This window comes from Paractinoplanes tereljensis, assembly GCF_016862435.1.
Taxonomy (GTDB): domain Bacteria; phylum Actinomycetota; class Actinomycetes; order Mycobacteriales; family Micromonosporaceae; genus Actinoplanes; species Actinoplanes tereljensis.
Genome location: NZ_BOMY01000013.1, coordinates 24,889 through 37,260, shown reverse-complemented (window position 1 = coordinate 37,260; position 12,372 = coordinate 24,889). Strand labels below are relative to the sequence as shown.

The 12,372-nt window shown below is 70.2% G+C and carries 13 protein-coding genes and 1 tRNA gene; 4 read left to right on the top strand and 10 right to left on the bottom strand.

Annotation, left to right across the window (positions count from 1 at the left end):
- Positions 1 to 19: 19 nt before the first annotated feature.
- The 3 genes from Ate02nite_RS09360 to Ate02nite_RS09350 are packed head-to-tail and all read right to left on the bottom strand — an operon-like array spanning position 20 to position 3,351.
- Positions 20 to 1,204: a glycosyltransferase 87 family protein gene (locus Ate02nite_RS09360; RefSeq protein WP_203802280.1), complete on the bottom strand. Its 1,185-nt coding sequence runs from the start codon at positions 1,202 to 1,204 to the stop codon at positions 20 to 22.
- The gene (gene mptB, locus Ate02nite_RS09355; RefSeq protein ID WP_203802273.1) at positions 1,201 to 2,508 is read right to left on the bottom strand and encodes a polyprenol phosphomannose-dependent alpha 1,6 mannosyltransferase MptB; all 1,308 of its coding nucleotides are present in this window, start codon (positions 2,506 to 2,508) and stop codon (positions 1,201 to 1,203) included. The genes Ate02nite_RS09360 and mptB overlap by 4 nt, the downstream gene beginning before the upstream one ends.
- 45 nt (positions 2,509 to 2,553) lie before the next feature.
- Entirely contained in the window at positions 2,554 to 3,351 is a 798-nt protein-coding gene (locus Ate02nite_RS09350; RefSeq protein ID WP_203802271.1) for an S-methyl-5'-thioadenosine phosphorylase, read from the bottom strand.
- 125 nt (positions 3,352 to 3,476) lie between these two features.
- Here Ate02nite_RS09350 and Ate02nite_RS09345 point away from each other — a divergent pair, with 125 nt between their 5' ends.
- Both Ate02nite_RS09345 and Ate02nite_RS09340 read left to right on the top strand, forming a co-directional pair.
- Positions 3,477 to 4,034, top strand: a complete 558-nt coding sequence (locus Ate02nite_RS09345; RefSeq protein WP_203802269.1) for a YqgE/AlgH family protein — start codon at positions 3,477 to 3,479, stop codon at positions 4,032 to 4,034.
- Between the two features lie 54 nt (positions 4,035 to 4,088).
- Positions 4,089 to 4,161 (top strand) — tRNA-Ala (locus Ate02nite_RS09340).
- 46 nt (positions 4,162 to 4,207) lie between these two features.
- On the opposite strand, the gene Ate02nite_RS09335 is transcribed toward Ate02nite_RS09340, so the two are convergent.
- From Ate02nite_RS09335 to Ate02nite_RS09325, 3 genes are read right to left on the bottom strand one after another with little or no spacing between them, the layout of a single operon-like run.
- A complete protein-coding gene (locus Ate02nite_RS09335; RefSeq protein WP_203802266.1) occupies positions 4,208 to 6,226 on the bottom strand; it encodes a sensor histidine kinase in 2,019 nt (672 codons plus the stop codon).
- Positions 6,227 to 6,267: 41 nt separating this feature from the next.
- A complete protein-coding gene (locus Ate02nite_RS09330) occupies positions 6,268 to 6,717 on the bottom strand; it encodes a response regulator (protein WP_203802261.1) in 450 nt (149 codons plus the stop codon).
- A 15-nt stretch (positions 6,718 to 6,732) separates the two neighbouring features.
- Complete coding sequence (locus Ate02nite_RS09325) at positions 6,733 to 7,122, bottom strand: response regulator (protein ID WP_203802259.1); 390 nt, start codon at positions 7,120 to 7,122, stop codon at positions 6,733 to 6,735.
- Positions 7,123 to 7,220: 98 nt separating this feature from the next.
- On the opposite strand from Ate02nite_RS09325, the gene Ate02nite_RS09320 reads away from it, so the two are divergent.
- Positions 7,221 to 8,117 carry an LLM class flavin-dependent oxidoreductase gene (locus tag Ate02nite_RS09320; protein ID WP_239147257.1) on the top strand — a complete coding sequence of 299 codons (897 nt, stop codon included), beginning with the start codon at positions 7,221 to 7,223 and terminating at the stop codon, positions 8,115 to 8,117.
- Positions 8,118 to 8,119: 2 nt separating this feature from the next.
- Here Ate02nite_RS09320 and Ate02nite_RS09315 read toward each other — a convergent pair whose 3' ends face one another.
- The gene (locus Ate02nite_RS09315) at positions 8,120 to 8,773 is read right to left on the bottom strand and encodes a GntR family transcriptional regulator (protein WP_203802256.1); all 654 of its coding nucleotides are present in this window, start codon (positions 8,771 to 8,773) and stop codon (positions 8,120 to 8,122) included.
- Positions 8,774 to 8,799: 26 nt separating this feature from the next.
- On the opposite strand from Ate02nite_RS09315, the gene Ate02nite_RS09310 reads away from it, so the two are divergent.
- Positions 8,800 to 10,098 carry an outer membrane protein assembly factor BamB family protein gene (locus tag Ate02nite_RS09310; protein WP_203802254.1) on the top strand — a complete coding sequence of 433 codons (1,299 nt, stop codon included), beginning with the start codon at positions 8,800 to 8,802 and terminating at the stop codon, positions 10,096 to 10,098.
- On the opposite strand, the gene Ate02nite_RS09305 is transcribed toward Ate02nite_RS09310, so the two are convergent.
- From Ate02nite_RS09305 to pilM, 3 genes are read right to left on the bottom strand one after another with little or no spacing between them, the layout of a single operon-like run.
- Positions 10,091 to 10,657, bottom strand: coding sequence for a hypothetical protein (locus tag Ate02nite_RS09305; RefSeq protein ID WP_203802253.1), 567 nt, complete (start codon positions 10,655 to 10,657; stop codon positions 10,091 to 10,093). The two genes, Ate02nite_RS09310 and Ate02nite_RS09305, sit on opposite strands and share 8 nt — an antisense overlap.
- Positions 10,657 to 11,343, bottom strand: a complete 687-nt coding sequence (locus Ate02nite_RS09300) for a hypothetical protein (protein WP_203802251.1) — start codon at positions 11,341 to 11,343, stop codon at positions 10,657 to 10,659. Before Ate02nite_RS09300 ends, Ate02nite_RS09305 begins: the two co-directional genes overlap by 1 nt.
- A complete protein-coding gene (pilM, locus tag Ate02nite_RS09295) occupies positions 11,343 to 12,368 on the bottom strand; it encodes a type IV pilus assembly protein PilM (RefSeq protein ID WP_203802249.1) in 1,026 nt (341 codons plus the stop codon). The genes Ate02nite_RS09300 and pilM overlap by 1 nt, the downstream gene beginning before the upstream one ends.
- Between the last annotated feature and the right edge of the window lie 4 nt (positions 12,369 to 12,372).

Genomic DNA, 12,372 nt, shown 5'->3' with positions numbered 1-12,372 from the left:
CCGCTTTAACCCAGCGCACTCACACCGCCTTCTGCCCAGGAGCCGTTTCACTCCTTAGACCTATCGGCGGCACCCGGGATCCCGTGAGCGCGGGTTCGGACGTGACGGTCAGCGCGAGGAGAATCGCGATGCTCAGCCACACGTAGGTATTGCTGCCGGGGAAGGCGGCCCAGCCGTGCGGCTGGGCCCACCAGAGCCAGACGATGCTGCTGCTCATCACCGCAAAACCCGCGAAGAGTACGGCGAGACCGCGCCGCCGTTCCATCGTCGGCGCGCGTACCGCCCGGTCGAGCAGCAGGAACACGCCGGGGATCAGCCACACCAGGTGATGCACCCAGCTGATCGGACTGATCAGGCAGGCGACCACGCCGGTGACCGCGAAGCCGGTCGTCAGATCGGGCCGGCGTGTACGTACCCACCAGGACCAGTACGCGACAACCAACACCACCGCCACCAACCACCACATCCCCGGCGCGTCCAGGCGGGCCAGCACGCCGCGCAGAGACTGGTTGGAGACTTGGTAGAAATGGCCGACCCGGTTGGTGTCCCAGACCGCGTCGGTCCAGAACTCGCGGGACGCGTCCGGGGCCACCAGCATGGCCAGAACCGTCGCGATCGCGGCGGTGATCGTTGCGGTCGCCGCCTCCCGGTAGCGGCGGGCCAGGATGAGGTAGCCGATGAAGACCGCGGGGGTCAGTTTGATCGCCGCGGCCAGCCCGATGCCGACCCCGGCGAACCGCTTGTTGCGCAGATCGCTGCAGACCAGCACCAGCAGCAACAGATTGACCTGGCCGTAACTGAACGTGTCGCGGGACGGCTCGAACAGCAGGAATCCCAGGAACATCAGCGCGCACGGGGTCCAGATGTCCAGCACCCGGTAACGGCGGAGGATCGGGACGAAATACCAGCGCAGCAGCAGGATCACCGCGGCCGAGTTCAGCACCAGGCTGGCCGCCACCGCGACCGGCCAGGACGTGAGCGCCAGCGGGCTCATCGTCAGAGCCGCGAACGGCGGATAGGTGAAGCCGTACTCGGTGCCCTGGTAGCGGTATTGGTAGAGGTCGCCGCCGTCGAACAGCCAGTAGCGGACCGCGCCGCGATAGACGCCCAGGTCGAAGAAGTGCCGGAAGGTCGGGATGGTGACCAGGAAGACGGCGACCGCGATCGCCGCGCCGATCACCAGCGCGATACGGCCCGCCTTCATCGGGCGGCCTTCACCGTCTGCGGGAGGGTGAACAGGGCAAAGGCCGCAATCCCGATCAACGCCCCGAGTACGGCCAACCGCACCCGGTCGACGTCCGCGGCGAACCCGTCGGGCAGCACCACCAGCACCATCACCGCGCAGAAGCCGGCCAGAATCCGGCGCACCCGCTGATCACCGACCGCCGCGGCCAGCGGGACCAGGCCCCACACCACGTACCAGGGCCGGATCGCCGGGCCGAACACCACCACCGCCGTCAGCACGATGCCCAGGCAGTAGACCGGGCCGAGCCGGGCCCGGTAGCTCCACACCACGCCGGCCACGATCACCATGGCGAGCAGGCCGGCCCAGCGCCAGATCTCGGCCACCGGGGTCCCCGCGGTCCATCGGCCCAGCAGCCCGGTCAGGGACCAGTTCTCGGTGGTGATCGGGGTGGCGAGGGCGCTGATCCAGCCGTACCCGGTGCCGGCCACCGCCGTGATCGCCACCGTCGCGCTTATCGCGATCGCGGCCACCTTCACCAAGGCCCACCGCGTCGCCCAGATCGCCGCCAGCGCCACCAGGCCGAGCAGGGCCGGCCATTTGACCAGGCCCGCGGCCACCACCAGCAGGGTGCCGACCACCGGCCGGTGCCGGACCGCGGCCGCCAGGCCGGCCGCCAGCAGGCCCACCATCAGGGCATCGTTATGGGCGCCGGCGATCAAATGAATCAAAACCAGGGGATTGAGTACGGCGAGCCAGATCGCGCCGGACGGGCTCACCCCCGCCGCGCCGGCCAGCACCCGCACCGAGGCGGCCAGCATGACCAGCCCGGCGATCGCGACCAGCCGCATCGCGACGATCCCGAGCAGCAGGTGGGCATTGAGCAGGCCGGCCACCGCCTGCGCCACGAGCAGGAAGACCGGGCCGTACGGGCTGGGGGTGTGCTGCCAGATGTCCGGTACCTGGTCGGCGACCACCCCGCCGAGCATCGCCGGGCCGTGCCGGTAGACATCCATCCCGGAATCGATCATCAGCCCCTGGGCGAGGTAGCTGTAGACGTCCCGGCTGAACATCGGCGGCGCGAGCAGCAGCGGCGCGGCCCATAACGCGAGGGTGCGCCAGTGCGACTCCTCCCGGGCCACCCGGCCGTACCACCACCAGGCGAGCAGGAGCAGCAGAAGTCCGGTGTAGACACAGACCAGGCCGAGCCGCGCGTGGTTGCCGACCGAGGGAATCGGCAACGCCCCCGCGCCGAACCCGCCCACGGCGATCAGGGCGGAACCGGTGAAGCCGACAGCGCGTGCCGAGGTGCGATCGTTTAACACGGCTGCACCTTCTCAATGGACGGTGTCGAGCCGAGTGATTGCTCCTTACGGCAGGGCGAACGGAAGCTTGATGCCGTCGAGAGCATTCCCGCACGGGCATTCCCGCGCGGCCGGAAGTCTGGTGACGGCCTCCAGGAGTACGCCCCGGAGACGCTCGGTGTTCTCCGCGAAGACCGAGAACACCTCCTCCTGAGTCACCCCGTGATCGCCCTCGACCCCCGCGTCCAGGTCGGTGACCAGCGCGATCGTCGTGTAGCAGAGGGCCAGCTCGCGAGCCAGCACGGCCTCCGGGTGCCCGGTCATGTTGACGATCGCCCCGCCGATCGAGGTGAACCAGCGCGACTCGGCCCGGGTCGAGAACCTCGGCCCCTCGACGACGACCATCGCGCCCCCGTCCACCGGCTCGACGTCCCGGGCCGCCTCGAGCAGCACGGCCCGCCCGGCCGGGCAGTAGGGGTCGGCGAAGGAGACGTGCACCGCGCCCTCGTCGTAGAACGTCTGCACCCGGCCACTGGTCCGATCGATCAACTGGTCGGGCACCACGAACGTGCCCGGCCCCAGCTCCGGCCGCAGTCCGCCGACGGCGCAGGGGGCGACGATCTGGCGTACTCCTAGCGCGCGAAGGGCCCACAGATTCGCCCGGTAGGGGATTTTGTGCGGCGGGAACCGGTGATCGCGTCCGTGGCGCGGCAGAAAGGCGACCCTTCGGTCCCCCACCTGCGCCACCGTGATGGGGTCGGAGGGTGGACCGTAGGGCGTGGACACCTCGAACTCCTCGGCATCCGCCAAGAGCGCGTAAAGCCCCGAGCCGCCGATCACACCGATCTCCGCCGCAGCGTTCATGGGCAGACCTTATCGGGGCCCCGAATCACGGGCTAATGTGCTGGGCATGGCGTTGGTGGAAGACGACCCCCGTGCGCTGTGGGTAGCCCGTGCATAGCGAGGGTCAGCGGATCGGAGGCCGGTCGATGGAGTCGATGACCGGCCGTTTGCTGGTGGCGACCCCGACCCTGAAAGATCCGAACTTCGACCGTACGGTCGTCCTGCTCGTGGCGCACGAGGCCGGCGGCGCGCTCGGCGTGGTGCTGAACCGGGCGACCGAGGTCCCGGTGGCCGACGTCCTGGGCGACTGGGGCTCCCTGGCCGGCGAGCCGGCGGTCCTGTTCGAGGGCGGCCCGGTCCAGCCCGAGTCCGCGATCTGCCTGGCCCGCACCCGCCCCGAGGTCAAGAAGCGGGTGACCGGCTTCCACCAGGTGTCCGGCGCGCTCGGCACGGTCGACCTCTCGGCCGACCCCGACCGCATCCGGGACAGCGTGGCCGGCATCCGGGTCTTCGCGGGCTACTCCGGCTGGTCGGCGGGTCAGCTGGAGGAGGAGATCGCCTCCGGTTCGTGGTTCCTGCTGGACGCCCTGCCCGGCGACCCGTTCATGGCCCGCCCGGACGACCTGTGGGGCATGGTCCTACGCCGCCAGGGCGACATTCTGGCCGCCGTGGCCCACTTCCCTCCCGACCCCCTCCTGAACTGACCCCCGAAGGTTGTGTAGTATTTCCTCCGTGCCCGGCTGAGCCGGGGACGGCAAGGGGCTGTGGCGCAGCTGGTAGCGCACCACACTGGCAGTGTGGGGGTCAGGGGTTCGAGTCCCCTCAGCTCCACCCCAAGAAAAACACCCGGACAGACGTCCGGGTGTTTTCGTTTGTGCTATGCGCGTCGGGCGAGCACCGGCAAGGTGAAGGTCATGCGGGAGCCGCCGCGGTCGTTGCCGGCCACGCTTATCGTGCCGCCGTGCCGTTCTACGATGCGTTTGCAGATGGCCAGGCCCAGGCCGGTGCCGGCGTAGCCCTGGCCGGCGTGGGCGCGGTGGAAGTTCTGGAAGATCGCGTCGTGCTGGCCGGCCGGGATGCCGATGCCGTTGTCGTCCACCGCGACCCGGACGAACCCGTCGCCGGTCGGCTCGCAGGACACCGCGATCCGCGGCACCACGCCGGGCGCGGTGTACTTGATCGCGTTGCCGATCAGGTTCTCCAGCAGCTGCCGGGTGAGCACCGGGTCGGCGTCGACGACAGCCAGGTCGTCGATCTCGAACCGGGGCATCGGGGCGGACATGCCGGCCGCGTTGTCGAGTCGCCCGGTCGCGATGTCCCGGACGATGTCGTTGAGGTCGACCGCGGTCGGCGACAGGCTCGCGTCCCGGGCCGTGGTGTAGGCCAGCAGCCCGTTGATCAGGCTGCGCATCCGGGTCGCGGCCCGCTGGATTCGGGCCACGTTGTCGCCCTGGGTCCCGCCCAGGTCGTCGGCGAGCGCCTCGGACCAGCCCTCGATCGTGGTGAGCGGGTTGAGCAGGTCGTGCGCCACCACCCCGGCGAAGGAGGTGAGCTCGTCGCGGTGCCGGCGGTCGGCGGTGACGTCGTGGAAGACGATCACGGCCTGCCGGCGGCCGTCCGCGGAGGCGGCCACCTCGGAGCCGGTGACCTGGACGATCCGGCCGTCGGGCACGGCCGGGTTGCGGATGAGCAGGTCCATCGGCTCCCGGTAGCGGCCCGCGAAGATCTGCCGGTAGACGAAGTCGTCCTCGGCGAGCGGTGTGCCGTCAGGGTGGAACAGGCCGTAGAACCGGTTGTCCCCGACCATGCCGTCGGTCTTGGTGACGCCGAGCAGCCGGGTGGCGGCCGGGTTGCGTACCCGCAGCCGGCCGTCCTCGTCGATGACGCCGAGCCCTTCGGCCATCGAGTCGATGATCGTGGTCATCGTCCGGGCCTGCTCGACGGCCGCCCGCTCGGACTTGCGCAGTTGCTCGACCAGCGCCTCCCGTTCGTCCCGGCCGAGCGCCAGGGCCAGGCCGACCACGGCGACCATGCCGACGAACAGTTGGGCGACGAGGGCGCGCATCGGGTTCGAGGTGATCTCGGCGAACGGGCCGGTGCCGTGCAGCGTGAACAGGATGGCCAGGGTGCCGAAGGCCACGTCGTGCAGGACCACGAAGGTGGTGCGCATCCGCAGGCCGGCCCAGATGGTCAGGGAGATCGCGGCGAAGGCCAGCGGCAGGCCGTTGGCCAGGCCGAAGATCATCCCGTAGACCAGGAGCGACACGGCGACCAGGGTGATGTACTCGATGCGCCGGGGCGCGCCGAGCGTCGACCAGAAGCTGGGCCCGGTGCGCGACCGCCGGCTCTGCCAGATCCAGATGATCCGCCGGGCGCCGATGCCGATCAGCAGCACGCTGACCGTGTTGCGAGCGAGCCAGACCAGCGTCGACTCGTACGAGAAATGTCCGCTGATCAGCCACATGCCCAGCGTGCCGAGGCCGGCGCCGGCCACCGTGCTCGCCGCCGCGGCCGCGATGAACCGCCACAACTCGGCGAGCCGGGTCATGGTCGGCCCGGTGGGCGTCCACAGGTCGGGCAGCCAGCGGTCGAACAGCCGGGCGAAGACCACACCCTGCACCAGGTTGGCCACCACGAACACGATCGCGCTGCGGGCGCTCGCCCCGGTGGCCAGGTTGACCACCAAGGTGACGGCGGCCAGTGCGACCCCGTCCACCCAGCGCCACCGGGACCGCCGCTGGGTGGTGAACCAGACCGCCAGGATGCCGGCCGCCGGCCAGATCATGCTGAGGTTCGTGGCGTCCATGACCGTGAGTCGCCCGGCGATCGTGGCGACCAGGTAGAGCACGGTGAAGCCGAGCGTTCGCCGCAGCGATCGGCTCAACGTGTCGGACATGTCATGCCCTTCGGCAGCACGGACCGGCGACCTTAACAACGTCAGTGCTGTGCGGTGGCCAGGAGCAGCCAGTTCACTCGGCGCAGCATCTCGACCTGGCTGAACGGCTTCGGCAGGTAGTCGTCGGCGCCGATGGCGAAGCCCCGGTCGACGTCGGCCGGCCGGCTGTTGCCACTGATCATCAGCACCGGGATCTGCGCGGTCTCCGGCCGGGCGTGCAGCTCGTAGCAGACGCTGAGGCCGTCCATCTGCGGCATGCTCACGTCCAGGATGATCATGCGCGGACGGCTCTCGACCGCCAGGTTCAGGGCGGACTGCCCGTTGTCGGCGCTCAGCGTCCGGAAACCGGCCACCTGGAGTTTGAAGGCGATGACGTCGCGGACGTCGTCATCATCGTCCGCGATCAGGATCGTGGAGCTGATCGGGGCCATGAACGGCGGCGAGGTGAGCGCCTGGATGAACTCGTCAGGACGCGGCTCGGTGATGATCATCTGGGTGAACCTCCTCTAGCGGATGGACGGGTGCCGGTTGGTGATCAGGTCTTGCAGCTCGGAGACCAGGAGCCTCGGCGAGAGCGGTTTCGGCAGGTAGCGGTCCGCACCCGCGCCGAGCCCGGCGTCGACGTCGTAGGCGTGCGCGTTCGACGAGATCATCAAGATCGCGGTGTCCCGGTTGGCCGGGTTGCGGCGGGCGAGCTGGCAGAGCTCGATGCCGTTGAGCGCCGGCATCCGGACGTCGGTGATCAGGCCGACCGGCTTGGCCACGGTGAGAATCCGGGCCGCGGTGTTGCCGTCCTTCGCCGCCACCGTCCGGTAACCGGCCGATTCCAGCGTGAAGGCGAGCATGTCGCGGACGTCGGAGTCGTCCTCCGCTATCAGGATCAGGTTCTGGTTCATAAGGCGCTCCCTCTTCCGGCTCTGCGACCGGCCTGATCGTCCGCGGCGGGGTGACCCTGAACGAGATTCCGGTTGCATCCAGGTAGCGACGTCTGCCCATGGCAGAAGAACTGGGCTTGGCCGGCCGGATCGGTGAGGATCGAGCGATGGTGACCTTCTCGCTGCAGGCGCAGCCGACCGACGCCGCGGAGTGGATCGACCTGGCCCGCCGGGCCGAGGAGATCGGCTTCGCCGCGCTCTACGTGGCCGACCATCCGGGCTCGTGCGCGGCCCCGTTCGTCGCGCTGGCCGCGGCCGCCGCTGTCACCAGCCGCATCCGCCTCGGTTCGTACGTGTCGAACGCCGGGGTGCGCGAGCCGATCCTGCTCGCCACCGACGTGGCCACCCTCGACGTGGTCTCCGGCGGCCGGGCCGTGCTCGGTCTCGGGGCCGGGCACACCCCGGCCGAGTGGGCGGCGGTCGGCAGGGTGCGGCCGGACGTCCGCGGCCGGGTCGACCACTGCATCGAGGTCGCCGAGCGGACCAGGGCGATCCTGGCCGGCGACGGTCTGACCAAACCGCGGCCGGTGCAGGAACCGGTGCCGCTACTGATCGGCGGGGCCAACAGCCGGTTGCTGCGCTGGGCGGCCGACCACGCCGACCTGATCGGCCTGTCCGGCCTGGGCCGCACCCTGGCCGACGGGCACAGCCACGAGACGCGCTGGGCCGGCGATCAGATCGACACGCAGGTCGCGCTCTGCGGCGACACGCCGACCGAGGCGCTGGTGCAGCGCTTCGAGATCACCGACGACGCCGGCCGGGCGTACGCGGAGTGGGCGACCGAGATGGAGGAGAAGGAAGCCGACCTGGTGGCCGCGCCCTTCGTCTTCGCCGGCACGCACGACGAGATCGTCGCGAAGCTGCGCGAGGTCGAGCGGAGGTGGGGAATCACCCGGTTCGCCGTCCGGCTCCCGGCGATCGAGGCGATCCCCGCCATCCTCGCTGCGTACAAATAGGTTTACTGATCCTCGAAGAGCTCCCGCTCGACCCGGTCCCGGTAATCGACGTAGATCTGCCGGTACCGGGCCAGGGCGCCCTTCGGATCACCGGCCTCGAGCAGCGCGATGATCTCGTCGTGTCCCGTGATCCACACGTTCCACAGGCCGCTCTCGGCGGTCATCGCGAGGATCCGCATGGTGCGCGCGACCACCAGATCCACCATGGACTGCAGCTCACGGTTGCCACTGGCGAGGATCACGATCGTGCTGAAGTCGGCGCCGGCCGCGCCGGCCGCGAGCACGTTGCCCAGCCGGAGCGCCTCGATGAACTCCTTCTGTCGCTGGCGCATCAGGTCGAGATGGGTGTCGGTGAGGTTGTCGACCCCCCACTCGAACCCGGCGCAGGCGAGCACGCTCATCACGTCGATCAGCTCGAGCGCGTTCTTCTGCGTCACCCGGGTGACGTGCCGGGTGCGGTTGGGGGCGATGTCGATGAGGCCCTCGACCGAGAGCTGGGCGATGGCCTCGCGAATGGGTGTGATGCTGACACCGAGCCGGGACGCCAGCTCGGCGTCCTTGATCAACGTGCCGGGTGGCAGCTCGCCGGTGACGATCTCGTTGCGTAGCTGACGGACCACGGCTGCGGTGCGGGTCGGTGGGACCGCATAAGACATACGGGCAGAGTACTCACGGTGACCAGATGCCGACGCGAGTACTCGCCGGGCATGCTGAACCCATGGCGGCCGGCGTACCCCTCATCGATCTTGATCGTCCGCTGCCGGTGCCGGACCCCGGGTCGGCCCGGACGCGGATGCGTTCGGCCCTGCTCCTGGTCGCCCTGGTCGCGATCTTGCTCGCGCTGGGCGGCGCGGCGCCGGCCCGGCACGGACTGACGTCCGTCCTGACGGTGGATGAGCCGGTCACCTCGGCCGAGCTGGGTGCCGGGTCACTCTTCCTGGCCACCCCCAAGGAGGTACGCCGGTACGCGCTGCCCGCCGGCACCCGGGTCTGGACCACGTCGTCCGAGGTCAGCGTGCAGAACCTGTGGGTTGACGAGGACGCCGGGGTGGTGCTGGTCCTGGCGTCCGGCGACGGCGACGGCGACTCGCTGACCGCGCTGGACGCCGGCACCGGCCGGCAACTCTGGTCCCGGCCGGCCACCGACACCCTGGTGATCACCCTGTCCCGCGGCGGCCTGCTGACCCAGACCGGGTTCGGCGAGGTGGCCCGGCTGACCCTGGACGACTCGCGGACCGGCCGGCGGCTCTGGAGCCGCGAGGTCGACCCGGCCGGCTTCCTCGGCCCCGACGAGATGTACGAGGGCCGCTCCTCGATGATCGTCGCGGTCGGCGCCACCGGCTCGGTGGTGGTGCTGTCCTACGCCGACGGGTCGGTGCTCGCCGACGGCAATCTCGAACTGACCCTGCGGACCACCGCCGACCACTCGGTTCCGGCCAACTTCACCTCGGTCAGCGTGGTCGGCGACAAGCTCTACCTGTCCCGGCGGGTGCTCGGGCGGGCGTCCCTGGCGGCCTATTCGGTGCGGCCGCTGGCCGAGCTGTGGCGGTCCGAGGGCGGGCCGACCGGCACGGTCACCGACTGCGGCCCGGTGCTGTGCGTGGCCGACACCCGGTGGGTGACCGGGGTCGACCCGGCCGGCGGCGGGGTGCGCTGGGAGCAGCCGGCCTGGGGCGTCGCCTACCGGTACGACGGGCGACGCCTGTTCGCGTACGACAACCAGGAGGACGCCCGGGCCGCGCTGCTGGACGCCGGCACCGGCCGGGTGCTGCGCACGCTCGGGCAGAGTCGGCAGCTGGGCGACCTGATCCTGCGCAGCGACGGCAGCCGAACCTTCGTGACCGTGCCCGACCCGGCCACCGGCGACCTGCGGACGGTCGGTGCGGTGACCGACGCGGCCTGGTTCCGCTGCCAGGTCGGCGGTGACTACCTGATCTGCCCCACGCTGCGCGGTGACACCTCGGTCTGGCGGGTCAGCTAGCGACCTTGCACCCGTCGCTGTTCCGGCAGAACGCGCTGAGCACGATGTCGGCGCTCGCATCGGAGTCCGTCCCGCTCACCGAGACCGAGGTGATCAGCACGGCCCGGCTCTGCACGGTCTGGAGCCGCTTGAGGACCTTGGAGACGTTGACCGCGGTGCCCTTCGCGTTCAGCGTGATCGGCACCGAGTACACCGTGCTCAACCCCTTGATCTTCGCCGGGGCGCTGATCCCGACCGAGTCGACGCTGACCGTCACCGCGGACTCCGAGGTCTGCAGCAGGCGCAGGTAGCCGGCCAGGTCGTACTTCTTCGGCAGTGCGGCGGTCTTGGTCGTGAGCTGGGCCTTGTAGGTGTCCAGCTTCGCGTCCTTGGCCTTGAGGTCGTTGAGGTCGTGCCGCAGTTCGACAAGTTGCAGGTCCTGGTCGTCGGCCTGGCTCTGCAGGTCGGACTTCTCCGCGTAGATCGGCTTGATGGCCAGCAGGAAGGTGGCCGCCACGATCACGACCATCGCCACCACGCCGCCCAGCAGCCACAGCCGGTTGCTCTGTTGCGCACCCATCATTTGCTCCCGCAGGTCGTCGTGCTGAACCGGCCGCAGACGTAGTCGCTGCTGATGGCGGCGGTAGCGGTGAAGGTCCAGGTGTCGTCCTGCTTGGTCGCGGCGGTGAGGTAGACGTCCTCGACCCCGTCCACGCCGGCCAGCGCCTCGATCACGTTCGCGATGGTGGCCTTGTCCTTGGCCGAGCCGCCGATCTGCAGCTCGCCGATCGTGCCGGTGGTCGTGGTGCTGGTGGTGGTGTCGGTGTCGAGGTTGCCGACCAGGTTGCTGATCGTGCCGCCCTTCTTGGTGGCGGCGCTGCGCATCGCGTCCAGCAGGGTGTACCAGGGCAGATCCTGGGCGAGCGCGATCTTGAGGTCGGCGACGATCTCGTCCTGCTCGGTGATCACCTTGGTGACCTCGTCGTAGTCGTGGGTGTCCTTGCGCGCGGTGTCGACCTGCTCGGTCACCGAGGCGAGGTCGTTCGCGGCGAGGTCGCGTTCCTTGTCGGCCAGCAGGTACCAGCCACCCATCACGAGGACCACGAGAACGATCGCGCCGATCAGGAACAGCCGGGTGCGCCGGGCGTTGCGCCCGGAGGTGACCTCGTCGGGCAGCAGCCGGGCGCGGATCGGCACGATCCGCAGGGCCTGTTCGGGGGAGACCGCGGGGTCGACCGGCATCAGGGCCGTGGTGCTGGTACTCATCAGGCTGCCGCTCCCAGGGTCAGTCCGATCGACACGGCGGCCGACGGTACGAAGCTGTCGAAACCGTTCTCGCGGCCGGTGCGGGTGTTACGCAGCCGGCTCGCGCTGTCGGCGTACATCACGGTGATGCCCAGCTGCTGCTGGAGGTGCTCGGCGAGGCCGGGCATCAGCGCGCTGCCACCGCAGAGCGCGAGCCGGGTGACCTGCTTGGCCCGCTCCCCGGAGGCGAGGTAGGTGAACGAGCTGCGCAGCTCGCTGGCGATCGGGCGGACGGCCTCGCTGGCGGCCTCGACGGTGACCGGGTTGCCGTCCCCGTGCAGGCCGAACCGGCACTTGACCATCTCGGCCTCCTGCTGGGAGATGCCGAGCCGGGTGGCCATCGCGGCGGTGATCTCCTGGCCACCGCGCGGGACGGTCCGCACGATCAGCGGCTCGCCGTCGGCGTGCACCACCACGCTCGTCACGTCGGCGCCGATGTCGACGATCGCCTCGACCTGGGTGTCCAGCCGGGAGGCGGCCCGCAGCAGGGCGAAGGTGGCCAGGTCGACCCCGTCCACGGTCAGGCCGGCCTTCTGCGCCGCGTCCACCGCGGCCAGCACCGCGTCCTTGGGGGTGGCGATGAGCAGGCCGCGGACGGTCGGGTTGCTGCCCGGCTCCTCGAGCGGGTAGAAGTCCAGCACCGCCTTCTCCACGGCGAGCGGCAGCGCGTCCTTGACCTGGAACGGCAGCGCCTGATGCAGCTCCTTGGCCGGCAGGTTGGCCACCGACATCTCGCGTACCACCAGCTGCGGGTGGGTCACCCCGATGCTGACGTGCTTGGTGCCGAACTTGTGGGTGGTCCAGAGCTCCTTGAGAGCGGCCGTCACGGTGAACGGGTCCTGGACCACGCCGCCGCTGACGGTGCCCGGGGCGAGCGGTACCTGGCCGAAGTTGACCAGCGTGTAGCCCTCCTTGGACCGGCGGACCTCCACGGCACGGATCGTGGACGAGCCGATGTCCAGCCCGATCGGAATGGTGCCTGCCATGGGA